The 22,651-nt window shown below is 71.3% G+C and carries 17 protein-coding genes; 10 read left to right on the forward strand and 7 right to left on the reverse strand.

Annotated elements, in window-relative coordinates:
• Positions 1-74: 74 nt before the first annotated feature.
• Positions 75-737: a GntR family transcriptional regulator gene (locus tag ACWD0A_RS02625; RefSeq protein WP_451293867.1), complete on the forward strand. Its 663-nt coding sequence runs from the start codon at positions 75-77 to the stop codon at positions 735-737.
• On the forward strand, positions 734-2,041 hold the full coding sequence (locus ACWD0A_RS02630; protein ID WP_451293869.1) for an MFS transporter: 1,308 nt from the start codon (positions 734-736) through the stop codon (positions 2,039-2,041). The genes ACWD0A_RS02625 and ACWD0A_RS02630 overlap by 4 nt, the downstream gene beginning before the upstream one ends.
• Positions 2,042-2,099: 58 nt before the next feature.
• Here the strand turns inward: ACWD0A_RS02630 and ACWD0A_RS02635 are convergent, their stop codons facing one another.
• Positions 2,100-2,924: a maleylpyruvate isomerase family mycothiol-dependent enzyme gene (locus tag ACWD0A_RS02635; RefSeq protein ID WP_451293871.1), complete on the reverse strand. Its 825-nt coding sequence runs from the start codon at positions 2,922-2,924 to the stop codon at positions 2,100-2,102.
• Positions 2,925-3,093: 169 nt separating this feature from the next.
• Between ACWD0A_RS02635 and ACWD0A_RS02640 the strand changes: the two genes are divergently transcribed.
• The gene (locus tag ACWD0A_RS02640; protein ID WP_451293873.1) at positions 3,094-3,900 is read left to right on the forward strand and encodes a carbon-nitrogen family hydrolase; all 807 of its coding nucleotides are present in this window, start codon (positions 3,094-3,096) and stop codon (positions 3,898-3,900) included.
• Between the two features lies 1 nt (position 3,901).
• Here the strand turns inward: ACWD0A_RS02640 and ACWD0A_RS02645 are convergent, their stop codons facing one another.
• Positions 3,902-4,396, reverse strand: coding sequence for an LURP-one-related/scramblase family protein (locus ACWD0A_RS02645; RefSeq protein WP_451293875.1), 495 nt, complete (start codon positions 4,394-4,396; stop codon positions 3,902-3,904).
• A 53-nt stretch (positions 4,397-4,449) separates the two neighbouring features.
• On the opposite strand from ACWD0A_RS02645, the gene ACWD0A_RS02650 reads away from it, so the two are divergent.
• A complete protein-coding gene (locus ACWD0A_RS02650; RefSeq protein ID WP_307714492.1) occupies positions 4,450-4,758 on the forward strand; it encodes an antibiotic biosynthesis monooxygenase family protein in 309 nt (102 codons plus the stop codon).
• Positions 4,759-4,839: 81 nt separating this feature from the next.
• Positions 4,840-6,654 (forward strand): NHL domain-containing thioredoxin family protein, encoded by a 1,815-nt coding sequence (locus ACWD0A_RS02655; RefSeq protein ID WP_451293877.1) that lies wholly within the window; start codon positions 4,840-4,842, stop codon positions 6,652-6,654.
• A gap of 69 nt (positions 6,655-6,723) precedes the next feature.
• Here ACWD0A_RS02655 and ACWD0A_RS02660 read toward each other — a convergent pair whose 3' ends face one another.
• Both ACWD0A_RS02660 and ACWD0A_RS02665 read right to left on the reverse strand, forming a co-directional pair.
• Positions 6,724-8,019 carry a M18 family aminopeptidase gene (locus ACWD0A_RS02660; protein WP_451293879.1) on the reverse strand — a complete coding sequence of 432 codons (1,296 nt, stop codon included), beginning with the start codon at positions 8,017-8,019 and terminating at the stop codon, positions 6,724-6,726.
• A gap of 153 nt (positions 8,020-8,172) precedes the next feature.
• Positions 8,173-9,999 (reverse strand): acyl-CoA dehydrogenase, encoded by a 1,827-nt coding sequence (locus ACWD0A_RS02665; RefSeq protein WP_451293881.1) that lies wholly within the window; start codon positions 9,997-9,999, stop codon positions 8,173-8,175.
• 131 nt (positions 10,000-10,130) lie between these two features.
• Between ACWD0A_RS02665 and ACWD0A_RS02670 the strand changes: the two genes are divergently transcribed.
• The 3 genes from ACWD0A_RS02670 (at position 10,131) to ACWD0A_RS02680 (ending at position 12,878) form a co-directional block, all read left to right on the forward strand.
• The gene (locus tag ACWD0A_RS02670; RefSeq protein ID WP_177149390.1) at positions 10,131-10,583 is read left to right on the forward strand and encodes an SseB family protein; all 453 of its coding nucleotides are present in this window, start codon (positions 10,131-10,133) and stop codon (positions 10,581-10,583) included.
• 120 nt (positions 10,584-10,703) lie between these two features.
• Positions 10,704-11,687 (forward strand): pirin family protein, encoded by a 984-nt coding sequence (locus ACWD0A_RS02675; RefSeq protein WP_451293883.1) that lies wholly within the window; start codon positions 10,704-10,706, stop codon positions 11,685-11,687.
• A gap of 90 nt (positions 11,688-11,777) precedes the next feature.
• Positions 11,778-12,878: an AI-2E family transporter gene (locus tag ACWD0A_RS02680; protein WP_451293885.1), complete on the forward strand. Its 1,101-nt coding sequence runs from the start codon at positions 11,778-11,780 to the stop codon at positions 12,876-12,878.
• On the opposite strand, the gene ACWD0A_RS02685 is transcribed toward ACWD0A_RS02680, so the two are convergent.
• Complete coding sequence (locus ACWD0A_RS02685) at positions 12,812-14,932, reverse strand: SpoIIE family protein phosphatase (protein WP_451293887.1); 2,121 nt, start codon at positions 14,930-14,932, stop codon at positions 12,812-12,814. The genes ACWD0A_RS02680 and ACWD0A_RS02685 overlap by 67 nt on opposite strands.
• A gap of 192 nt (positions 14,933-15,124) precedes the next feature.
• Between ACWD0A_RS02685 and aspS the strand changes: the two genes are divergently transcribed.
• On the forward strand, positions 15,125-16,903 hold the full coding sequence (gene aspS / locus ACWD0A_RS02690; protein WP_451293889.1) for an aspartate--tRNA ligase: 1,779 nt from the start codon (positions 15,125-15,127) through the stop codon (positions 16,901-16,903).
• A gap of 113 nt (positions 16,904-17,016) precedes the next feature.
• Here the strand turns inward: aspS and metG are convergent, their stop codons facing one another.
• Positions 17,017-18,621, reverse strand: a complete 1,605-nt coding sequence (metG, locus tag ACWD0A_RS02695) for a methionine--tRNA ligase (RefSeq protein ID WP_451293891.1) — start codon at positions 18,619-18,621, stop codon at positions 17,017-17,019.
• Positions 18,622-18,750: 129 nt separating this feature from the next.
• Complete coding sequence (locus tag ACWD0A_RS02700) at positions 18,751-20,313, reverse strand: VWA domain-containing protein (RefSeq protein WP_451293893.1); 1,563 nt, start codon at positions 20,311-20,313, stop codon at positions 18,751-18,753.
• Between the two features lie 284 nt (positions 20,314-20,597).
• Here ACWD0A_RS02700 and ACWD0A_RS02705 point away from each other — a divergent pair, with 284 nt between their 5' ends.
• On the forward strand, positions 20,598-22,649 hold the full coding sequence (locus tag ACWD0A_RS02705) for a PhoX family protein (protein WP_451293895.1): 2,052 nt from the start codon (positions 20,598-20,600) through the stop codon (positions 22,647-22,649).
• Positions 22,650-22,651 lie beyond the last annotated feature (2 nt).

Below are 22,651 nucleotides of genomic sequence, written 5' to 3' on the forward strand. Positions count from 1 at the left end.
GCCGGGCACGGAAACCCCGTCCGTATCGCGGACGGGGTTTTCTGGTTGAAGTCTGTTGTATCTATGCTGTGTGCATGCCTGCCGCCTCCGCGCCCCCCGTCAGACAGCCCCCGGCCGCCGACCGCGTCTACACCCACATCAAGCAGGCCGTCCTCGACCGTCAGTACGAGGGCGGGACGCTCCTCACGGAGGGCGAGCTGGCCGAGGCCGTCGGCGTCTCCCGCACCCCCGTGCGCGAGGCACTCCTCAAGCTCGAGGTCGAAGGGCTCATCAAGCTCTACCCGAAGAAGGGCGCGCTGGTCCTCGCCGTCTCCGCGCAGGAGATCGCGGACGTCGTCGAAACCCGGCTGCTGGTGGAGGAGTTCGCCGTGCGCAAGGCCGTGCCCGCGCCCGCCGCGCTCATCGCCCGCCTCCAGGAGATCCTCGACGAGCAGCAGCGGCACGCCGCCGCCGGTGACCTCGCCGCCTTCGCCGTCAGCGACCGCTGCTTCCACGCCGAGATCGTCCGCCACGCGGGCAACGAGATCCTCTCCAAGCTCTACGACCAGCTGCGCGACCGCCAGTTGCGCATGGGCGTCGCGATCATGCAGGCACTCCCCGACCGGGTCACCAGGAACCACACCGAGCACGCCGAGATCCTCGAGAGGATCCGGGCCGGTGACGTGGACGGCGCCGCCGCGTGCGTGCGCGCCCACCTCGGCCGCGTCAAGGTGCTGGTGCGGGGTGAGGAACGGTGAGCGCGTCCTCCTGCGAGGCGTCCCTCCCCAGTGATCCCCCCGGCGGCCGACGGGCCGCCGCCGTCTGGGGCATCGGCGTCGCGGTCTACTTCGTCGCCGTCATCTTCCGTACGTCCCTGGGCGTCGCCGGACTCGACGCCGCCGACCGCTTCGACGTCAACGCCTCGGCCCTGTCGGCCTTCTCCATCCTGCAGCTGCTCGTCTACGCGGGCATGCAGATACCCGTCGGCCTGATGGTCGACCGGCTTGGCACCAAGAAGGTCCTCACCATCGGCGTGGTGCTGTTCACCGTCGGCCAGCTCGGGTTCGCCCTCTCGCCCTCGTACGGCATGGCGCTCGCGTCCCGCGTGCTGCTCGGCTGCGGCGACGCCATGACGTTCATCAGCGTGCTGCGCCTCGGCACCCGCTGGTTCCCCGCCCGGCGCGGTCCCCTCATCGCGCAGATCGCCGCGCTGTTCGGCATGGCGGGCAACCTGGTCTCCACCCTCGTCATCGCCCGCATGCTGCACGGCGTGGGCTGGACCGCCACCTTCGCCGGCAGCGCCGCGGCCGGCCTCGTCGTGCTCGTCCTGATGCTGCTCTTCCTCAAGGACCACCCCCAGGGCCACGAGCCGCCACCCGTCCGGCACGCGGGCGCCGGGTTCGTACGGCGCCAGATCGCCGCGTCCTGGCGCGAGCCGGGTACCCGGCTCGGCATGTGGGTGCACTTCACCACCCAGTTCCCCGCCATGGTGTTCCTGCTGCTGTGGGGGATGCCGTTCCTCGTGGAGGCGCAGGGTCTGACGCGTGAGAGCGCCGGCGCTCTGCTGACTCTTGTCGTGGCGTCCAATATGGTCGTCGGCCTCGTCTACGGGCAGATCATCGCGCGCCACCATGCGGCACGCACCCCCCTGGCGCTCGGCACCATAGGCGCCAGCGCCCTGCTCTGGGCGGCCACCCTCGTGTACCCCGGCGACACCGCCCCCCTGTGGCTGCTCATCACCCTGTGCACCGTGCTGGGCGCCTGCGGCCCCGCCTCGATGATCGGCTTCGACTTCGCGCGGCCCGCCAATCCGCCCGAACGTCAGGGGACGGCGTCCGGCATCGTCAACATGGGCGGTTTCGTCGCCTCGATGACCACGCTGCTCGCGGTGGGCGTGCTGCTGGACGCGACCGGGGACGACTACCGGATCGCGTTCTCGTCCGTCTTCGTGCTCCAGGCCCTGGGGGTCGCCCAGATCCTGCGGCTGCGGGCGCGCACGGTGCGGCGCGAGCGCGAGCGCCTGGTGGCGAGCCGGGTGGAGGCCGTGCACGTGCCGGTCTGACGGTCGCCCGCCACGGGCGACGGCGGGGGCGGGTGTGCCCGCCCCCCTGGCGCCTTGGTCAGGGCGTGACCGCGATGACGCGCAGGATCGCCTCAGCCGCCTCCGCGTCGCCGTCGACCTTGACCCGGTCCGCCACGGCCGCGGGCCGCACCCGGCCGCATGCCAGCCGGTAGAACGTCTCCCAGTCCGTCGTGAACGTCACCAGCGGGCCCAGCGACGGCGAACCGTCCACCGAGCCGCGCCCGTCGGCGTCCACCCGCACGGTCCGCAGGAACTCCACCGGGCCGCTCACGTCGAAGACCACGGCCGAATTCGGCGGCGTGCCCGCGTCCTTGGCCACCACCTTGGGCAGGGCCTCGAGCAGGCAGTCCCGCGTCACGTAGGCACCCGGCGAGTCCAGGTTGCCCGGCTTGCCGAGCGCCACGCGCAGGTCCTGCTCGTGCACCCACGTGTCGAACGCGCGCATGCGGTAGGCGAGTTCGAGGGTCTGCTCGGCCCCCAGCGGGGCCCGGACCGGAGTGTCGGGGGCGCGGTTCTCGTTGCGCAGCTGACGGGCCCGGCGGATCATCGTGTACTCGAGCTCGGCCGTCATCTCCGGGGAGGTGTGGTGCCGGCGCACATCGACCTGCATCTCCATGTAGCGCGCGAAATCGCTCCGCACGTGGTAGAGATCGCGCGGCAGCGAGTGGATCGGGCGCGGGTCGCCGAGCATCTCGCACTCCATGCCGATGACGTGCGACACGATGTCCCGCACCGACCAGGCCGGGCACGGCGTGGCGCGGTTCCACTCCCCCTCGGGGAGCGGCTGCACCAGCTCGGCTATCGACTCGACTGCGTGGGTCCAGGCATCGGCGTAGTTCTGGAGGCTGGGATGGACGGTCACGGGACCCCTCGGCGGTCGTACGCGGGCAAACTGGACTGGCGGCGGTCTGTGGGGGTCCGGGGGTGGCCCCCGGATGAGCACAGTACGCTGCCCGAAGGCACCCCGGCAGTGCTTTCGTGTGACGATCGTAGGCCCGAGTTGACAGCTCGAATGCCAGGACGGTGGTAGTGTGCGCGCCTCGCTCGTGCAGATCGCAGTAGACCCGGACGAATCGGTCGATTCCCGCAGGCGCCGCGTCGCCGCGCTGGTACGCGAGCAACGGGACGCCGACCTGGTGATCCTTCCCGAGCTCTGGCCCGTCGGCGCCTTCGCCTACCAGCAGTTCGAGGCGGAGGCCGAGACGCCGGCCGGGCCGACGTACGCGGCGATGGCCGGAGCCGCGCGCGACGCGGGCGTCTGGCTGCACGCCGGCTCGATCGTCGAGAGGGCCGGTGACGGCACGCTCTACAACACCGCACTCGTCATCGCGCCCGACGGCCGGCCGGCCGCCGCCTACCGCAAGATCCACCGTTTCGGCTTCGACAAGGGCGAGGCCGTGATGATGGGCGCCGGCGAGGAACTGGTGACCGTGTCCGTGCCCGGTGCGCTCACCCTCGGCCTCGCCACCTGCTACGACCTGCGCTTCCCCGAGCTGTTCCGCGGCCTCGTCGACGCCGGCGCCCAGGCGCTCGTCGTCCCGGCCGGCTGGCCGGCCCGCCGCCGCGAGCACTGGACCCTGCTGGCCCGCGCCCGCGCCGTCGAGAACCAGGCGTACGTGCTCGCCTGCGGGACCGCGGGCACGCACGCCGACGTCGAACAGGCCGGGCACAGCATCGTCGTCGACCCCTGGGGCGAGGTCCTCGCCGAGGCCGGCCCGGACGAGGAGGTGCTGACCGTGGACCTCGACCCGTCGAAGGTGGAGAAGACCCGGGAGCTCTTCCCGGCGCTCAAGGACCGCCGCCTGGGCCTGCCGGTCCCGCCGGGCCGGTCCGGGTAGCTCACCCCTCCTCCCGCTCCTTCTCCGCCATCCGGATCACGCACACCGCGACGGCGATGAGCAGCGCGGCGTCCGCGTCCTCCCGCACGACGTCCACGCCGTACGTGTCCCGCGGCGTCAGCCACCGCCGCGAGATGTGCGCCAGCAGTTCGCCCTCGTACTCGACGGCGAACTCCCGGTCCAGGATCCGCCCGCTGACGTCCAGCCCGGTGCCGTCAGAGAGCGTGACCCGGTAGTGGTTGCGCAGCAGCGACAGCCGCTTCCTGCGGATCGTGGCGAGCGCGGCCCCGTCCCGCTCGATCGTCATGGCGTCCCGCAGGCCGAGCAGCTTCTGCCGCAGCGTGACGAGCACGTACCCGCTCGGGTCCTTGAGCTCCAGCGTGTCCCGCAGCCGCAGCGCCTTTCCGTCCACGAGGAAGGCGTGCCGTCCGTGCTCGTCGTCGATCCAGTAGTCGTCGCCGATCGCGAAGATCTTGTCCCGCACCAGGTAGGTCATGGGCGCACGGATTCCCGAATGAACTGACCGGTATGCCGGATTAGCCTGGTGGTATGAGAGAGGAACTCAAGCACTGGTCCTCGGGGAACTGGCACGTCACAGAAGGGAAGGCCGACGATTTCATCGACGCCTGGACGGAATTCCTGGCGTGGACCAAGGGCGCCAACGAAGGCTTCGTGAAGGCCCGCCTCATCCGCGACCTGTCCGACCCGAACCACTTCGTGTCCTTCGCGGCATGGCGGAGCCCTGAGGCGACGTCCGAGTGGCAGGGCAAGCCCGAGTTCGCGGACCTCTTCGGGAAGTGCCGGGCACTGTGCGACGACATGACGAGCGGGATCTACGAGTCCACGGTGACGCTCTGACGGCGCCGCGGGGTCACGATCCGGCACCCGGGGGCGCACGGCCGTGATCCGGCGTTCGCACCCGGATGGCAAGCTTGAACCATGAACGATGCCGCCCCGGCGCCCACCCCCGCGCCCGCGCCCCGCCGTGCCCGTGTCCGTGCTCCCGAGCTGATCGGCAAGGGCGGCTGGCTGAACACAGGTGACAGGCAGTACACCCTCGCGGACCTGCGAGGGCGCATTGTGATCCTCGATTTCTGGACCTTCTGCTGCATCAACTGCCTCCACGTCCTCGACGAGCTCCGCGAGCTCGAGGAGAAGCACCGCGACACCGTGGTGATCATCGGCGTGCACTCGCCGAAGTTCGTCCACGAGGCCGAGCACCAGGCCGTCGTCGACGCCGTCGAGCGGTACCAGGTCCACCACCCCGTCTTGGACGACCCCGAGCTCGCGACGTGGAAGCAGTACGCCGTACGGGCCTGGCCCACGCTCGTCGTCATCGACCCGGAGGGGTACGTCGTCGCCCAGCACGCGGGCGAGGGGCATGCGCACGCCATCGAGAAGCTCGTGGAGGAACTGGAGGCCGAGCACGCGGCCAAGGGAACGCTGCGGCGTGGTGACGGGCCCTACGTGGCGCCCGAGCCCGTGGCCACCGATCTGCGTTTCCCCGGCAAGGCGCTGCTGCTGCCGTCGGGCAACTTCCTCGTGTCCGACTCGACCCGGCACCAGCTCGTGGAACTGGAGCCGGACGGCGAGAGCGTCGTGCGGCGGATCGGGGAGGGCCAGTTCAATGAGCCGCAGGGGCTCGCGCTGCTTCCCGACGGCCGCGTCGCCGTCGCGGACACCGTGAACCACGCCATCCGCGCCTACGACCCCGAGACCGGTGCGATCGAGCTCCTCGCCGGGACCGGGAAGCAGTGGTGGCAGGGGTCGCCGACCTCGGGGCCCGCGCTGGAGGTCTCGCTGTCGTCGCCGTGGGACGTGGCCTGGTGGGACGGCAGGCTGTGGATCGCGATGGCCGGCGTGCACCAGCTGTGGACGTACGATCCCGAGGCGGGCACCGTGCAGGTCGCCGCGGGCACGACCAACGAGGGCCTGGTGGACGGCCCGGCGGCCGAGGCGTGGTTCGCGCAGCCGTCCGGGCTCGCCGCGACCGAGGACCGGCTGTGGATCGCCGACTCGGAGACCTCGGCGGTCCGCTTCATCGACCGGGACATGCAGGTCCGCACGGCCGTCGGCACCGGTCTGTTCGACTTCGGGCACCGCGACGGAGACGCCGGACAGGCGCTGCTCCAGCACCCGCTGGGCGTCACCGCGCTGCCCGACGGCTCGGTGGCGGTCAGCGACACGTACAACCACGCGCTGCGGCGCTTCGACCCGGCGACGAACGAGGTCACCACGCTGGCCACCGACCTGCGGGAGCCCAGCGGGGCCGTGCTCGTGGGCGACGACATCGTGGTCGTGGAGTCGGCCCGGCACCGGCTGACCCGGCTGCGGCTGCCGGAGGAGGCCGTGCGCGTGGAGGGCGTCGCCCACCGCACCCAGCGCGCCGCGACCGACGTCGCGCCGGGCGCGCTCCGGCTGGACGTCGTCTTCCAGGCCCCGGCCGGCCAGAAGCTCGACACCCGCTACGGGCCCTCGACCCGCCTGCTGGTCTCCTCCACCCCGCCCGAGCTGCTGCGCGCGGGCGAGGGCGCGGGGACGCATCTGAGCCGGGAGCTGGAGCTGAACCCGGAGATCACCGAGGGCGTCCTGCACGTCTCGGCCATGGCCGCGTCCTGCGACGACGATCCGGCGAACGAATACCCGGCCTGCCATGTGCACCAGCAGGACTGGGGCGTTCCGGTGCGCCTCACCGCCGGCGGTGCCGACCGGCTGCCGCTCGTCCTGGCGGGGATGGACCCGGCGGCCGGGTAGACCGAGACAGGTCCCGAGGCGGTCAGTGGGCCCTGGCCGCCTCGGCGAGGCCCTTCATCAGGTCGTCGCTCAGCCCTCCAGGAACGCCACCAGCGCGTTCGCCAGCAGGTACGGGTCGTCCGCGCCGCACAGTTCGCGGGCGCTGTGCATCGACAGGATCGCGACGCCGATGTCCACGGTCGCGATGCCGTGCCGGGCCGCGGTGATGGGGCCGATCGTGGTGCCGCACGGCATCGCGTTGTTCGACACGAACGTCTGCCACGGCACGCCGGCCTTCTCGCAGGCCGCGGCGAACACGGCCCGGCCGCTGCCGTCGGTGGCGTAGCGCTGGTTGACGTTGACCTTGAGGATGGGGCCGCCGTTGGCGCGGGGGTGGTGCGTGGGGTCGTGGCGCTCGCCGTAGTTGGGGTGGACGGCGTGGCCGGTGTCGGAGGAGAGACAGATGGTCCCGGCGAAGGCGCGGGCCCGGTCCTCCAGGGTGCCGCCGCGCGAGAACACCGAGCGCTCCAGCACCGAACCGAGCAGCGGTCCCTCGGCGCCGGTGTCGGACTGGGAGCCGTTCTCCTCGTGGTCGAAGGCGGCGAGGACGGGGATGTACGGCAGCTCGCCGGAGGCGGCGACCGCGGTCAGGGCGGCCGTGCCCGCGTGGACGGACAGGAGGTTGTCCATACGGGGGCCGGCCAGGAGCTCGCGGTCGCGGCCGAGGTAGGCGGGCGGTTCGATGGCGTGGACCATCAGGTCCCAGCCGGTGACCTCGCCCTCGCCGACGCCCGACTCCTCCTCCAGGAACCGGATCAGGTCGCCCTCCTCGACGTCGCCGAGGCCCCAGACGGGCTGCATGTGGCGCTGGCGGTCCAGCTTGAGGCCGTCGGTGTTGACCGAGCGGTCCAGGTGGACGGCGAGCTGGGGGACGCGGAGCAGCGGGCGGTCGACGTTGACGAGCCGGTGCGAGCCGTCGCGCAGGGTCAGCCGGCCGGCCAGGCCCAGGTCGCGGTCGAGCCAGGTGTTGAGGAGCGTCCCGCCGTAGATCTCGACGGCGACCTGCCGCCAGCCGTGGGAACCGGTGTCCGGCAGGGGCTTGACCCGCAGGTTGGGGGAGTCGGTGTGGGCGCCGACGATGCGGAAGGGGGTGTGGGCCGAGGCGCCTTCCGGTACGTACCAGGCGATCAGCGCGCCGCCGCGCAGAACGTACCGGCCGCCTGCGGAGCCGTCCCAGGAATCGGTCTCCAGCAGGTGGCGGAAGCCGGCCTTCTCCAGCCGCTCGGCGGCCTCGGCCACGGCGTGGTACGGCGAGGGTGCTGCCGTCAGGAAGGACATGAGGTCGTCGGTGTGACCGCGGTCGAAGCGGGGGGATGGGCTGCTCATGGGTTCACCTTAACGAGGGGTGTACGTGCGCCGGTTGCCGATGCGCGGCACCCCAGGTGGGCGGCCCTACGGGCTCCGCCGCGACGGTCTACGCGGCAGGGCCGCCGCCCGACGAGGTCGTGGCGGCGGCCCTGTGCGACGGTGCGGACGAGGTCAGAACGCGGCCTCGTCGAGGTCCATCAGCGAGCCGTCGACGGTCTCGGCGAGCGCGCGCTCGACGGAGACGCCCGGCAGGACGTTGGCGGCGAAGAACTTCGCGGCCGCGATCTTGCCCTGGTAGAACGGCACGTCCTTGGCGGACGCGGTCGGCAGCTTCTCGGCGGCCACGGCGGCGCCGCGCAGCAGCAGGTAGGCGACGACGACGTCACCGGAGGCCATCAGCAGGCGGGTGGTGTTGAGCCCGACCTTGTAGATGTTCTTGACGTCCTCGCCGGTGGCGATCAGGTCGTTCGTCATGGTGCCGACGATCGCCTCCAGGTCGACGGCCGCCTTGGCGAGCGCGTCGCGGGCCGGGGCGAGCTCGTCGCCGCCGGGGCCGACCGCGAGGAACTTCTTGATCTCCTCGGACAGCGCGTTCAGCGCCTGGCCCTGGTCGCGGACGATCTTCCGGAAGAAGTAGTCCTGGCCCTGGATGGCGGTGGTGCCCTCGTAGAGGGTGTCGATCTTGGCGTCGCGGATGTACTGCTCGACCGGGTACTCCTGGAGGTAGCCGGAGCCGCCGAAGGTCTGCAGCGACTGGGCCAGCTGCTCGTAGGACTTCTCCGAGCCGTAGCCCTTGACGATGGGCAGCAGCAGGTCGTTCAGCGCGACGAGGTTCTTGGCGTCCTCGCCGGCGGCCTCCTTGACGGCTATGTCGTCCTGGAGCGCGGCGGTGTAGAGCACCAGGGCGCGCATGCCCTCCGCGTAGGACTTCTGCGTCATGAGGGAGCGGCGCACGTCGGGATGGTGCGTGATGGTGACCTTGGGCGCGGTCTTGTCCGCGAAGTTCTTCAGGTCGGGGCCCTGGACGCGCTCCTTGGCGTACTCCAGCGCGTTCAGGTAGCCGGTGGAGAGGGTGGCGATGGCCTTCGTGCCGACCATCATCCGGGCGAACTCGATGATCATGAACATCTGGCGGATGCCGTCGTGCTTGTCGCCGATCAGCCAGCCCTTGGCGGGGTGCTGGTCGCCGAACGTCATCTCGCAGGTGTTGGAGGCCTTCAGGCCCATCTTGTGCTCGACGTTCGTCGCGTACACGCCGTTGCGCTCGCCCAGCTCGCCGGTCTCCCAGTCGAAGTGGTACTTCGGAACGAGGAAGAGGGACAGGCCCTTGGTGCCCGGACCGGCACCCTCGGGACGGGCGAGGACGTAGTGGAGGATGTTCTCCTCCATGTCGTGCTCACCGGAGGTGATGAAGCGCTTCACGCCCTCGATGTGCCAGGAGCCGTCCTCCTGCTGGATCGCCTTGGTGCGCCCGGCGCCGACGTCCGAGCCGGCGTCCGGCTCGGTGAGGACCATGGTGGAGCCCCAGCGCTTGTCGACCGCGATCTGGGCGACCTTCTTCTGCGCCTCGTTGCCCTCCGCGAAGAGGACGCCGGCGAAGGCGGGGCCCGAGGAGTACATCCAGACGGCCGGGTTGGAGCCGAGCAGCAGCTCCGCGTAGGACCAGATCAGGGAGCGGGGCGAGGTGGTGCCGCCGATCTCCTCCGGCAGGCCCAGGCGCCAGTACTCCGAGTCCATGAAGGCCTCGTAGCTCTTCTTGAAGGAGGCCGGGACCGGGGCGGTGTTGGTGGCCGGGTCGAACACCGGCGGGTTGCGGTCGGCGTCCGCGAAGGACTCGGCCAGCTCGTTCTCCGCGAGGCGGGCGATCTCCTCGAGGATCGACTTGGCCGTGTCGACGTCCATCTCCGCGAACGGGCCGGTGCCGTACAGCTTGTCGCGCCCGAGGACCTCGAAGAGGTTGAACTCGATGTCGCGGAGATTCGACTTGTAGTGCCCCATGGCGACGGCTCCGTAAGGATCGGAAGATGGACTTGTCGTCCACGTACCAGTAAGTAGCTTCGATGATGCTACCCGCCGGTAATAAGATGCAACCCCTATCGGGGCAACTGTGACTCGTTACTCTTGCGCTCATGTACGGCTACGACCAGACCCCGGGCGCACAGCAGCAGCAGTACGTGCCGCAGCAGCCCTCCTACGGAGAGCAGCCGCTGTACCCCGAGCCGTCGCCGCCGTCCCTGGCCGACGCGGTGCGGGCCTTCACGACGGGATCGATGTCGGCCGAGGACTTCCAGCAGATCTTCGCGACGTCGAAGGTCTACTGCCCGCGCGGCGACAACCCGGGCTTCCTGGCGCTGCACAACACCCAGCAGCCGGTCATCCCCATGTTCACGTCCCTCAAGGAGCTCCGCCGCTACGCGGGCAAGGACTCCAAGTACTTCGTCATCACCGGCGCCGAGGTGATCGACCTGCTGCCGACGGGGTACGGCTTCGTGCTCGACATGGAGGGTGACCACCGGATGGTCTTCGACGCGAAGGCCGTGGAGCAGATGGTCGACTTCGCCATGCGCCGGATGTACGGATAGCGGCCGGCGGTCAGGCTGTGGGACCGGGACGCCCGGGAGGAATTCCTCCCGGGCGTTCGTCGTTCCCGATGGCAAGAAGTTAAGTATTCAACTAAGCTGGTCGCACAAGGAGGTCCCGCCATGCCTGCAGTGACTGTCGAGAACCCGCTCACCCTGCCGCGCGTCGCCGCGCCCGCCGACGCCGTGTCCCGGCCGGTGCTCGCCGTGACCACGGCGCCCAGCGGCTTCGAGGGTGAGGGCTTCCCGGTGCGACGCGCGTTCGCCGGGATCAACTACCGCCACCTCGACCCGTTCATCATGATGGACCAGATGGGCGAGGTGGACTACGCGCCGGGTGAGCCGAAGGGGACTCCCTGGCACCCGCACCGCGGCTTCGAGACCGTCACGTACCTGATCGACGGGACCTTCGTCCACCAGGACAGCAACGGCGGCGGTGGCACCATCCAGAACGGTGACACCCAGTGGATGACCGCCGGCTCCGGCCTGCTGCACATCGAGGCCCCGCCTGAGCAGCTCGTCATGTCCGGCGGCCTGTTCCACGGGCTCCAGCTGTGGGTGAACCTGCCCGCCAGGGACAAGATGATGGACCCCCGCTACCAGGACATCCGCGGCGGCCAGGTCCGGCTGCTGACCTCGGCCGACGGCGGTGCGCTGCTGCGGGTCATCGCCGGTGAGCTGGACGGTCACGAGGGGCCGGGCATCACCCACACCCCGATCACGATGATCCACGCGACGCTGCGCCCGGGGGCGCAGATCCGGCTGCCGTGGCGCGAGGACTTCAACGGCCTGGCGTACGTCCTCGCCGGACGCGGCGCGGTCGGCGAGGAGCGGCGGCCGATCCACATCGGCCAGACCGCGGTGTTCGGCGCCGGCGGCGTCGTCACCGTCTGGGCGGACGACACCCAGAACGGCTCGCACACCGGCGACCTGGAGATCGTGCTGCTGGGCGGCGCGCCGATCCGCGAACCGATGGCGCACTACGGGCCGTTCGTGATGAACACCCGCGAGGAGCTCCAGCAGGCTTTCGAGGACTTCCAGAAGGGCCGGCTCGGTACGATCCCCGCCGTCCACGGCATGCAGGAGTCCGGGCCGACCGTCGCCTGACGGCGGACCGCCGCCAGGGGGCTGACGCCGCGTCACCCCCCTGGCCGCTCCGGCAGGACGCGGAACGGGGGGCGTGATCGGCTGGGCACCGTGCAGACCCCTCACGTCCGGCCCGTCCTCCCCGACCCCGTGCGCCGACTCGCGGCCTGGTGCGTGGTCGTGCTGCTGCTGACGGGGGTCGCGGCGGTCGGCGTCTGGCTGGTCATCACGTTCAAGACGGCCGTCACGCCGGTCCTGCTGGCGCTGCTCGGCACCGCACTGCTCGGACCGCTGTACCGGCGGCTCCTGCGCATGAAGGTGCGGCGCTCGCCGGCCGCCGGCTTGACGTGCGCGGCCGTGCTCGCGGTCGTCGGCGGCGCGGCCTACATCGTGGTCAACGCGCTGCTGGAGACCGGCGACCAGATCATCTCCTCGCTCCGGCGGGCCGCCCAGGACCTCGCCGAGCACTTCGGCGCGGCGGGCACCTCGCTCGACGACGTGGCGGCCAACGCGAAGGAGCTGCTGAGCAAGTTCGGCGGGACGGCCGCGTCCGGCGTGATCTCGGGACTGAGCGTGGTCGGCGAGATGATCGCCGTCGCCGTGCTGGCGCTGCTGCTCGTCTTCTTCTTCCTGCGCGACTCCGACCGCGCCGTCCTCACCCTGCGCTCCCTCGTCCCGCGCTCCACCGGCGACATCGCGGAGGCGATGGCCCGCCGCGCCTTCGAGGCGGTCGAGGGCTTCATGCGCGGAACCACCTTCATCGCGCTGATCGACGCCCTGTGCATCACCGTCGGGCTGCTGATCCTGCGCGTGCCCGGCGCGGTCGGGCTCGGGGCGCTGGTGTTCGTCGGCGCCTACATCCCGTACCTGGGCGCCTTCATCTCCGGCGCCGTCGCCGTACTCGTCGCGCTCGCCGACCGCGGATTCGTGATCGCGCTCTGGGTTCTGGGCATCGTGCTCGCCGTCCAGGTGCTCGAAGGCCACGTGCTCCAGCCGATGATCCAGAGCCGTACGGTCCAGATGCACCCGGCCGTGGTGATGCTGGCGATCACGGCCGGGGCGAGCCTCGCCGGCATCCTCGGGATGCTGCTCGCCGTGCCCGTCACCGCCGCCGCCTTCGGCGTGGTCGGCGAACTGCGGGCCCGTTACGCCCCGTCCGCCCCGTCCGCCCCGTCCGGCCCGTCCGGGCCCTCGCCCGCGGCCGGCTCGTAGAGCTCGAACCAGATCGACTTGCCCTCGCCTCTCGGGTCCACGCCCCAGACGTCCGCCAGCACCTCCATCAGCACCAGGCCGCGCCCGGACGACGCCATCTCGCCGGGGCGGCGCTTGTGGGGGAGCTCGTCGCTCGGATCGGTGACCTCCACGCGCAGCCTGCGGCCCTTCTCCCCGTGGGCGACCTCGGCGGCCAGCAGGGCGTTGCCGTCCGTGTGGACGAGCACGTTGGTGACCATCTCGGAGACCATCAGCACCGCGGAGTCGATCTGCTCCTCGTCCGACCAGTCGTGCAGCAGCTCGCGCACCTGCTGCCTCGCCGCCGCGATCCGCTCCGGCTGGGCCTGCGCGACGCTCATCGCCGTGCGACGGGTGGGCCGCCGGGCGGGCTCGGCCTCCCGGGTGAGCAGCAGGACCGCGATGTCGTCCTCGCGCCGGTCGGCCAGCGGGCCGGTCGTGTAGTGCGAGGTCGGTCCGTGGACGGCCTGGACGAGGGTGTCGGCGAGATCCTCCAGGGCCCGGCCCGCGTTCTCCTCCAGCACGGCCCGCAGCCGCGCCCAGCCGGTCTCCAGGTCGTGCCCGCCGGTCTCCAGGAGCCCGTCCGTGCAGATCATCAGCGTCACGCCGGCCTCCAGGACGAACCGGGTCGTCGGATAGTCCGTGTCCGCGTCGATGCCGAGCGGCAGTCCGCCCTCGGTGGCCCGGAGCAGCACGGTGCCGTCGGAGGTGATCACGGCGGGCTCGGGATGGCCCGCGCGGGCGATCTCGACCAGGCCGGTGGACGGCTCGACCTCCAGGTAGAGGCAGGTGGCGAACCTGGGGCCCGCGTGGTCGCCGGTCTCGTGCGCGTCCGTGACGCCGTGCAGGAAGCGGGAGGCACGGGAGAGGACCGCATCGGGCCGGTGGCCCTCGGAGGCGTACGCGCGCAGGGCGATCCGCAGCTGGCCCATGAGCCCTGCGGCGCGCACGTCATGGCCCTGCACGTCGCCGATGACCAGCGCCACCCGTCCCGACGGCAGCGGGATCATGTCGTACCAGTCGCCGCCGACCTGGAGTCCGCCGCCGGTGGGCACGTACCGGGCGGCCACGGTCATGCCCGGGATGCCGGGGCCGAGCGTCGGCATCATCGTGCGCTGGAGGCCGAGCGAGAGTTCCCGTTCGGATTCGGCGGCCCCGGCGCGGGCGAGCGCCTGGGCGAGCATGCGGGCCACGGTGGTCAGCACCGAGCGCTCGTCAGGGGTGAAGGCGACCGGGTGGCGGAAGGCGGCCATCCACGCGCCGATGGTGCGCCCGGCGACGATCAGCGGCAGGAAGGCCCACGACCGGCGGCCGAAGCGCCGGGCGAGCGGCCAGGTGACGGGATAGCGGCGGCGGTAGTCGTCCGGCGTCGGCAGGTAGATCGCGCGGCCGGTACGGACGACCTCGGAGGCCGGGTAGTCGGTGTCCAGCGGCAGGTCGCTGAAGGGCTCGTCGTCGCCCTCGCCGTGCCCGTGGTGGCCGATGATCGTCAGCCGGTCGCCGCGGACGCCGAAGACGGCGAGTCCGTCGGGCGAGAAGCCCGGCATGGACAGGGACGCGGCGACGCGCAGGACCTCGGCCGTGGAGCGGGCCTCCGCCAGCGCGCGGCCCGCGTCCAGCAGGAACGCCTCGCGGGAGCGCCGCCAGTCGCCGGTGATCGACGTCTGAGCGGCCGTGGCGCTCGGCCTGGGCTCGGTGACCTCCTGGATCGTGCCGATCAGCCGGTAGTGCGCGCCGTCGAGGACGGGCTTGCTGCGGCTGCGGACGGTGCGCAGGACCCGGCCCGCCCCGTCGACGATGCGCAGCCGCGCCTCGGCGAGGGTGCCCTCGGCGGCCGCGAGGGCGACGATCCCGTTCACCTCGTTCCAGTCGACCGGGTGGAAGCGGGAGCGCACGGCGGCCTCCGAGTGCTCGCCGGGTTCCGCGGGCAGCCCCAGCAGCCGGGCGGCCTCCGCGTCGAGCGTGACCGTCCCCGACGCGTCGTCCCAGCGCCACAGGCCCGTCGCGATGGCGGCCAGAACGTCCTCCGTACGCATGGCCCTCACCCTATTCCGGCCCCGAAGGTCATGACGCGCCGGACGGTGCCACGGGGCAGCGGCCGGGCCGCCGGGCGTGGCGGGCCGGCCGATGTGACGCTGTCGCGTCTATGCCAATGAGCTGCGGCGGGGCCGGGCGGTAACCTTGCAAAGGTTGCCCGACCCCGACACTCCAAGACTGGATGAACGACGATGCATCGGTACAGGTCCCACACCTGCGGCGAGCTCCGCGCCTCTGACGTCAACGCGGACGTCCGGCTGAGCGGCTGGCTGCACAATCGCCGAGACCTGGGCGGCATCCTCTTCATCGATCTGCGTGACCACTACGGCATCACGCAGCTCGTCGCCCGCCCGGGCACCGCGGCCTACGAGGCCCTGGACAAGGTGAACAAGGAGTCTGTCGTCCGCGTCGACGGCAAGGTCGTCTCCCGCGGCGCCGAGAACGTCAACCCCGACCTGCCGACCGGCGAGATCGAGGTCGAGGTGTCGGCGGTCGAGCTCCTGGGCGCGGCGCAGCAGCTGCCGTTCCAGATCAACACCGACGACGGCGTGGGCGAGGAGCGACGCCTGGAGTACCGCTTCCTCGACCTGCGCCGCGAGCGCATGCATCGCAACATCATGCTGCGCACGGCCGTGATCTCCGCGATCCGGCACAAGATGACGGCCCTCGGCTTCAACGAGATGGCCACCCCGATCCTGACCGCCACCTCCCCCGAGGGCGCGCGGGACTTCGTGGTGCCGTCCCGGCTGAACCCCGGCAAGTTCTACGCGCTGCCGCAGGCGCCGCAGCAGTTCAAGCAGCTGTTCATGATCTCCGGCTTCGACCGCTACTTCCAGATCGCGCCCTGCTTCCGCGACGAGGACGCCCGCGCCGACCGCTCGCCGGGCGAGTTCTACCAGCTCGACGTCGAGATGAGCTTCGTCGAGCAGGAGGACGTCTTCCAGCCGATCGAGAAGCTGATGACCGAGCTCTTCGAGGAGTTCGGCGGCGGCCGCCACGTCACCTCGCCGTTCCCGCGCATCCCGTTCCGCGAGGCCATGCTGAAGTACGGCAACGACAAGCCGGACCTGCGGGCGCAGCTGGAGCTCGTCGACATCACCGACGTCTTCGCGGGCTCGGAGTTCAAGGCGTTCGCCGGCAAGCACGTCCGCGCCCTGCCCGTGCCGGACACGGCCGCCCAGCCGCGGAAGTTCTTCGACGGCCTCGGCGAGTTCGCCGTCGAGCACGGGGCGAAGGGCCTCGCCTGGGTGCGGGTCGGCGACAACGGCGCCCTGACCGGCCCGATCGCCAAGTTCCTCACCGAGGAGGACGTCAAGGTCCTCACCGAGCGCCTGTCCCTCGCCCCCGGCCACGCGGTCTTCTTCGGCGCGGGCGAGTTCGACGAGGTCTCCAAGATCATGGGCGCGGTCCGCGTCGAGGCCGCCAAGCGGGCCGGCCACTTCGAGGAGAACGTCTTCCGGTTCTGCTGGATCGTGGACTTCCCGATGTACGAGAAGGACGAGGAGACCGGCAAGATCGACTTCTCGCACAACCCCTTCTCGATGCCGCAGGGCGGCCTGGAGGCCCTGGAGACGCAGGACCCGCTGGACATCCTGGGCTGGCAGTACGACATCGTCTGCAACGGTGTCGAGCTGTCCTCCGGAGCCATCCGGAACCACGAGCCCGAGATCATGTTCAAGGCGTTCGAGATCGCGGGGTACTCGCGGGAGACCGTCGAGCGCGAGTTCGCCGGCATGCTGCGGGCCTTCCAGTACGGCGCCCCGCCGCACGGCGGCATCGCCCCGGGCGTCGACCGCATCGTCATGCTGCTCGCCGACGAGCCGAACATCCGCGAGACCATCGCGTTCCCGCTCAACGGCAACGCGCAGGACCTGATGATGGGCGCCCCGACGGAGCTGGAGGAGGCCCGCCTGCGCGAGCTGAACATCGCGCTGCGCAAGCCGGTCGCCAAGTCCGGCGACGACAAGTAACCACTTCCGTTCCGCAGAGCGCCCCCGGCCACAGGCCGGGGGCGCTCTGCGTTGCAGGCACGCGAAAGGGGCCGGACTCCCGGTCCGGCCCCCTCGTCGCGTGGACGGCGTCCTTACGCCGGCTTCTCCTCCAGGCGCGGGAACAGCACCGCGCCCTTCGTCACCGTCGCGCCGGCGGGGAGCCTGCCCCACTCGCCCGCGTCCTGGACCCGCTGGTCGGCCAGCGTGCCGAGGACCGGCTCGGCGCCGAGCGACTCCCAGAGCTTCTGGGACGTCTCCGGCATCACCGGGTTCAGCAGGACCGCGACCGCGCGCAGGGACTCCGCGGCGGTGTAGAGGATCGTGGCCAGGCGGGCACGCCCCTCGTCCGAGTCGTCCTTGGCGACCTTCCAGGGCTCCTGCTCCGTGATGTAGCCGTTGACCTGCTTCACGAAGTCGAAGATCGCCAGGATGCCGCCCTGGAAGTCCAGCTCCTCGCCGATCTTCCGGTCGGCCTCGGCGACCGCCTTGGCCAGTCCGTCCTGGACGGCCTTCTCGGCGTCCCCGGCGGCCGTGGCCTCCGGCAGCTCGCCGCCGAAGTACTTGCCGACCATCGCCGCGACGCGCGAGGCGAGGTTGCCGTAGTCGTTCGCGAGCTCGGAGGTGTAGCGGGCGGTGAAGTCCTCCCAGGAGAACGAGCCGTCGCTGCCGAAGGCGATCGCGCGCAGGAAGTACCAGCGGTAGGCGTCCACGCCGAAGTGCGAGGTCAGGTCCTGCGGCTTGATGCCGGTCAGGTTCGACTTCGACATCTTCTCGCCGCCGACCATCAGCCAGCCGTTGGCCGCGACCTTGCCGGGCACCGGCAGGCCCTGCGCCATCAGCATGGCGGGCCAGATCACCGCGTGGAAGCGGAGGATGTCCTTGCCGACCAGGTGCACGTTCGCCGGGAAGGTCTCCTCGAACTTCGCCGGGTTCTCGTTGTAGCCGACCGCGGTCGCGTAGTTGAGCAGCGCGTCGACCCACACGTAGATGACGTGCTTCTCGTCCCACGGGACCGGGACGCCCCAGTCGAAGGTGGAGCGCGAGATCGACAGGTCCTGGAGGCCCTGCTTGACGAAGTTCACGACCTCGTTGCGGGCGGACTCGGGCTGGATGAAGTCAGGGTTCGCCGAGTAGAGGTCGAGCAGCTTCGGGCCGTACTCGGAGAGCTTGAAGAAGTAGTTCTCCTCCTTGAGGATCTCCACCGGCTTCTTGTGGATCGGGCACAGCTTGGTGCCGTCCTCGGCCTCGATGAGATCGCCGGGGAGCTTGTACTCCTCGCAGCCCACGCAGTACGGGCCCTCGTACCCGCCCTTGTAGATCTCGCCCTTGTCGTAGAGGTCCTGCACGAACTCCTGCACACGGTCCGTGTGCCGCTTCTCCGTGGTGCGGATGAAGTCGTCGTTCGCGATGTTCAGGTGCTCCCAGAGGGGCTTCCACGCCTCCTCGACGAGCTTGTCGCACCATGCCTGGGGCGTGACGTTGTTCGCCTCGGCCGTGCGCATGATCTTCTGACCGTGCTCGTCCGTGCCGGTGAGGTACCACACCTTCTCGCCGCGCTGACGGTGCCAGCGGGTGAGCACGTCGCCTGCGACGGTCGTATAGGCGTGGCCCAGGTGAGGAGCGTCGTTGACGTAGTAGATGGGGGTCGAGACGTAGTACGCCTTCGCCCCCTGCTTCTCGGATCCAGTGGCCGCCATGGTCGAAATCCTATCGGCCCGGCGGAGATCAACTCACACGCATGAGGCCGGACCGGCCCCACGATGCCCGACGGCCGGGCCGCGCTGTGTGCGCGGCCCGGCCCGTCGGGGTGTCGTTCGCCGGCCCGGTCAGGGGCGCCAGGTCCCGAGGAGGCCCTGGAACACCTCGGCGTCCGGCAGCTCGGCGGGCGCGGGACCGGCGTGGAAGAACGCGGCGTTGGCGGCCTGGAGCTTGCGGAGGTAGTCGAACGCCTTGGCGTCGTGCTCGCCGAACGCCACGAACTGCCAGAAGACCGGCCGGTCGGCGGCGGCCGTGAGGGCGGCGGTGGCGGCGGTCTTGGACTCGGGCGCGCCGTCGGTCTGGAAGATCACGAACGCGGGGGCGTCCGTGGCCGCCTTGGCGTGCAGGGCGAGGACCTCCTCGACGGCGAGGTGGTAGTTCGTCCGGCCCATCCGGCCGAGCCCGGCGTGCAGCTCGTCGACGCGGCCCTCGTGGGCGTCGAGGGTGAGCTCCCCGGTGCCGTCGATCTCGGTAGAGAAGAAGACGACGTCGACGGTGGCGCGCTCGTCGAGGTGCGCGGCGAGGGCGAGCGCCTGCTCGCCGAGGCGCTGGGCGCTGCCGTCCTTGAAGAAGGGGCGCATGGACCCGGACCGGTCGAGCACGAGGTAGACCCGCGCGCGTGCGCCGGTGAGCCCGGCCTTCTTGAGGGCGGCGCCCGCTGCCTTGTAGGCGTCGACGATCCGGGGCGCCCGCGACTTGAGGCGCGCGAGCGGGACGGCGGCCTTGCCCTCGGCCGTGACGGCCTCGGGCTCGGCCTCGGTCGGCTCCGCGGGCGCGGCGGCCTCGGGCTCGACGTCCGGGGTGTCCTCGGTGGGGGCCACCTCCGCGGCTGTGGCGTTGTCGGTGAGGGCGTTGTCCTGCGGCTCGGCCGCGTCGGCCTCGGGCTCGGGGGTGGTCTCGGGCGCGGCGGCCTCGGGCTCTGCCGCGAGCGGCTTGGGCTCGATGTCCTCGACAGGTGCGACGGCCTCGGGCTCGGCCTCGGTGGGGGCCACCTCCGCGGCTGTGGCGTTGTCGGTGGGGGCGTTGTCCTGCGGCTCGGCCGCGTCGGCCTCCGGCTCGGGGGTGGTCTCGGGCGCGGCGGTGACGGGCTCGGGGGTGATGGTCTCTGCCGCGACGGTCGCGGGTTCGACGTCCTCGACAGGCGCGGCGGCCTCCGGCTCTGCCGCGACGGTCTCGGGCTCGACGTCCTCGGCAGGCGTGACGGCCTCGGGCTCGGCCTCGGTCGGCTCCGCGGGCGCGGCGGTCTCGGGCGCGGCGGCCTCCGGCTCGGCCGCGGCGGCCTCGACCTCGGTCGACTCCGCAGGCGCGGCGGGCTCCGGGGTGACGGACTCCGCAGGCGCGGAGGGCTCCTGTGCGGGCGCCGTCGTCGACGGCTTCGGCTGGGTGGGGAAGCGCGGGGTCGGGTTGTCGAACGCCGCCGAGACCAGGTCCGACGCCCGGTCCACCGCGGCCTGGGCCGGCACCGTGGCCGGTTCCTTGGCCGGTTCCTTGGCCGTCTCCGTGGCTGTCTCCGTGGCCGGTTCCGTGCGCTCCGTCTGGGCGGGAACGGAGGCCGCCGCCGACTCCTCGCGCCCGGCGCCGTCAGCGCGATCGCGGCCGAACACCTTGCGCAGCAAGCTCCGAATACCCATGGGCGGGGCCTTTCGCATGAGTTGGGTGCGGTGACTGTCCGCTCTGGCAGACGTTCCCCCCGGGCAATGCAGGCCAGGGCGGACACGTAAGGTTAGCGGCCGCCCGTCGCGGCTTCCGGGAGGGCACCCGCATGCCCGCCCACACACGCCTACCGCGCCCCGTGCGCGCCCCATTCATTCCTCGTTCACCTCGTGTCCGCCGCCGGGCAGAGGAGCGCACCTAACGTCACCGCCGGAATCATTCCGACACCATGTCGGCGCAGGATGCGCCGGAGGAGGATGACGTGCGCAAACTGCTGCCGCTGTTGAACACCGCCCCGCACGCGGGAGGACGTTCCGCGCTGACCTGCCGCTACCGCTGCGGCGACGCCTGCTTCCACGAGGTCCCCAACACCAGCGACAACGAGTACGCAGGTGACGTCATAGCGAGCGCGCTGTCGCGCCGTTCGATGATGCGTGCCGCCGCCGTCGTCACCGTCGCCGCTGCCGCCGGCGGTGCGGCCGTCGTGCAGGGCGCCACCCCCGCCGCGGCGGCGGGAACCGGCCAGCAGAAGCCGGGCACGGCCGACGGCGCCCGCGGTCTGCGCTTCGCCCCCGTCGCCCCCAACAAGGACGACAAGGTCACCGTCCCCGCCGGCTACGAGCAGAGCGTCGTCATCCGCTGGGGCGAGCCCATCCTGCGCGGCGCGCCGGCCTTCGACCCGGACAAGCAGACCGCCAAGGCCCAGGCCGGTCAGTTCGGTTACAACAACGACTTCCTCTCCCTGCTCCCCCTCAAGGGCGAGTACGGCCGCCAGGTCCTCGTCGCGAACCACGAGTACACGGACGAAGTCCTGATGTTCAAGGGCTACGACCCCGAGAACCCGACCCGCGACCAGGTGGAGATCGCCTGGGCCGCGCACGGTCTGTCCGTCGTCGTGGTCCAGGAGGAGCACCGCAGCGGCAAGCTGACCCCGGTCACCCGCCACCCGCTCAACCGCCGCCTCACCGCCACGAGCGAGTTCGAGCTCACCGGTCCGGCCGCGGGCTCCGCCCTGCTGCGTACGTCCGCCGACCCGTCCGGCACCAAGGTGCTGGGCACGCTCAACAACTGCGCCGGCGGCACCACTCCGTGGGGCACCACGCTCCACGGCGAGGAGAACTTCAACCAGTACTTCGCCAACGGGTCGAGTGCGACCGACAAGCGGTACGGGATCGGCACCGGCGCCACCGAGCGCAAGTGGGAGCGTTTCGACAAGCGCTTCGACGCCAAGCAGGAGCCCAACGAGTCGCACCGCCACGGCTGGGTCGTCGAACTGGACCCGTACGACCCGGAGTCGACGCCCCGCAAGCGCACCGCCCTCGGCCGCTTCAAGCACGAGGCCGCGCAGCCGCGTCTCACCGACGACGGCCGTCCGGTCGTCTACATGGGCGACGACGAGCGGTTCGACTACTTCTACAAGTTCGTCTCCAGCAAGCGCATGATGAAGGGCAGCTCCCGGCGCGCCCGCGAGCACAACCTCACGCTCCTCGACGAGGGCACCCTCTACGTCGCCAAGCTGACGGGCGACAGCCCGGCCGCCGAGGTCGACGGCACCGGCAAGCTCCCGAACGACGGCGAGTTCGACGGCAGCGGCGTGTGGATCCCGCTCGCCACCAACGACGTCTCGCACGTCCCCGGCATGACCGCCGAGGAGGTGTACGTCTTCACGCGCCTCGCCGGTGACAAGGTCGGCGCCACCAAGATGGACCGCCCCGAGGATGTCGAGCCGAGCCCCCGCACCGGCCGGGTCTACGTCGCGCTCACCAACAACAAGGACCGCGGCGCCGCCGGCAAGGCGGGTGCGGACGAGGCCAACCCGCGCAACAACAACAAGCACGGCCAGGTCCTGGAGCTGGCCGAGCACTGGGACGACCCGGCGAGCGACGGCTTCGCATGGCGCCTCTTCCTGGTCGCGGGCGACCCGAACGACCCGGCCACCTACTTCGCCGGCTTCCCCAAGGAAAAGGTCAGCCCCATCTCCTGCCCGGACAACGTCGCCTTCGACCCGTACGGCAACCTGTGGCTCTCCACGGACGGCAACGCGCTCGGCTCCCACGACGGCCTGTTCGGTGTCGCGACCCACGGTGAGCGCCGCGGTGAGCTCAAGCAGTTCCTGACCGTGCCGACCGGCGCGGAGACCTGCGGTCCGATCATCCAGGACCGCCGCGTGCTGGTCGCGGTCCAGCACCCGGGCGAGGTCGACGGCGCCTCCGTCGAGAAGCCCGCAAGCTCCTGGCCCGACGGTCCGGGCACGCTCGTGCGCCCGTCGGTCGTCGCGGTCTACCGCATGGACGGCGGCAACATCGGCGCCTGATC

It is taken from the genome of Streptomyces sp. NPDC002867, from assembly GCF_053591895.1.

Coding starts and splice junctions, on each gene's coding strand:
- ACWD0A_RS02700 (WP_451293893.1), bottom strand. CDS start 20,313: ATGGGTATTCGGAGCTTGCTGCGCAAGGTGTTCGGCCGCGATCGCGCT.
- ACWD0A_RS02670 (WP_177149390.1), top strand. CDS start 10,131: ATGTACGGCTACGACCAGACCCCGGGCGCACAGCAGCAGCAGTACGTG.
- ACWD0A_RS02655 (WP_451293877.1), top strand. CDS start 4,840: ATGAACGATGCCGCCCCGGCGCCCACCCCCGCGCCCGCGCCCCGCCGT.
- ACWD0A_RS02685 (WP_451293887.1), bottom strand. CDS start 14,932: ATGCGTACGGAGGACGTTCTGGCCGCCATCGCGACGGGCCTGTGGCGC.
- metG (WP_451293891.1), bottom strand. CDS start 18,621: ATGGCGGCCACTGGATCCGAGAAGCAGGGGGCGAAGGCGTACTACGTC.
- aspS (WP_451293889.1), top strand. CDS start 15,125: ATGCATCGGTACAGGTCCCACACCTGCGGCGAGCTCCGCGCCTCTGAC.
- ACWD0A_RS02665 (WP_451293881.1), bottom strand. CDS start 9,999: ATGGGGCACTACAAGTCGAATCTCCGCGACATCGAGTTCAACCTCTTC.
- ACWD0A_RS02660 (WP_451293879.1), bottom strand. CDS start 8,019: ATGAGCAGCCCATCCCCCCGCTTCGACCGCGGTCACACCGACGACCTC.
- ACWD0A_RS02650 (WP_307714492.1), top strand. CDS start 4,450: ATGAGAGAGGAACTCAAGCACTGGTCCTCGGGGAACTGGCACGTCACA.
- ACWD0A_RS02675 (WP_451293883.1), top strand. CDS start 10,704: ATGCCTGCAGTGACTGTCGAGAACCCGCTCACCCTGCCGCGCGTCGCC.
- ACWD0A_RS02625 (WP_451293867.1), top strand. CDS start 75: ATGCCTGCCGCCTCCGCGCCCCCCGTCAGACAGCCCCCGGCCGCCGAC.
- ACWD0A_RS02645 (WP_451293875.1), bottom strand. CDS start 4,396: ATGACCTACCTGGTGCGGGACAAGATCTTCGCGATCGGCGACGACTAC.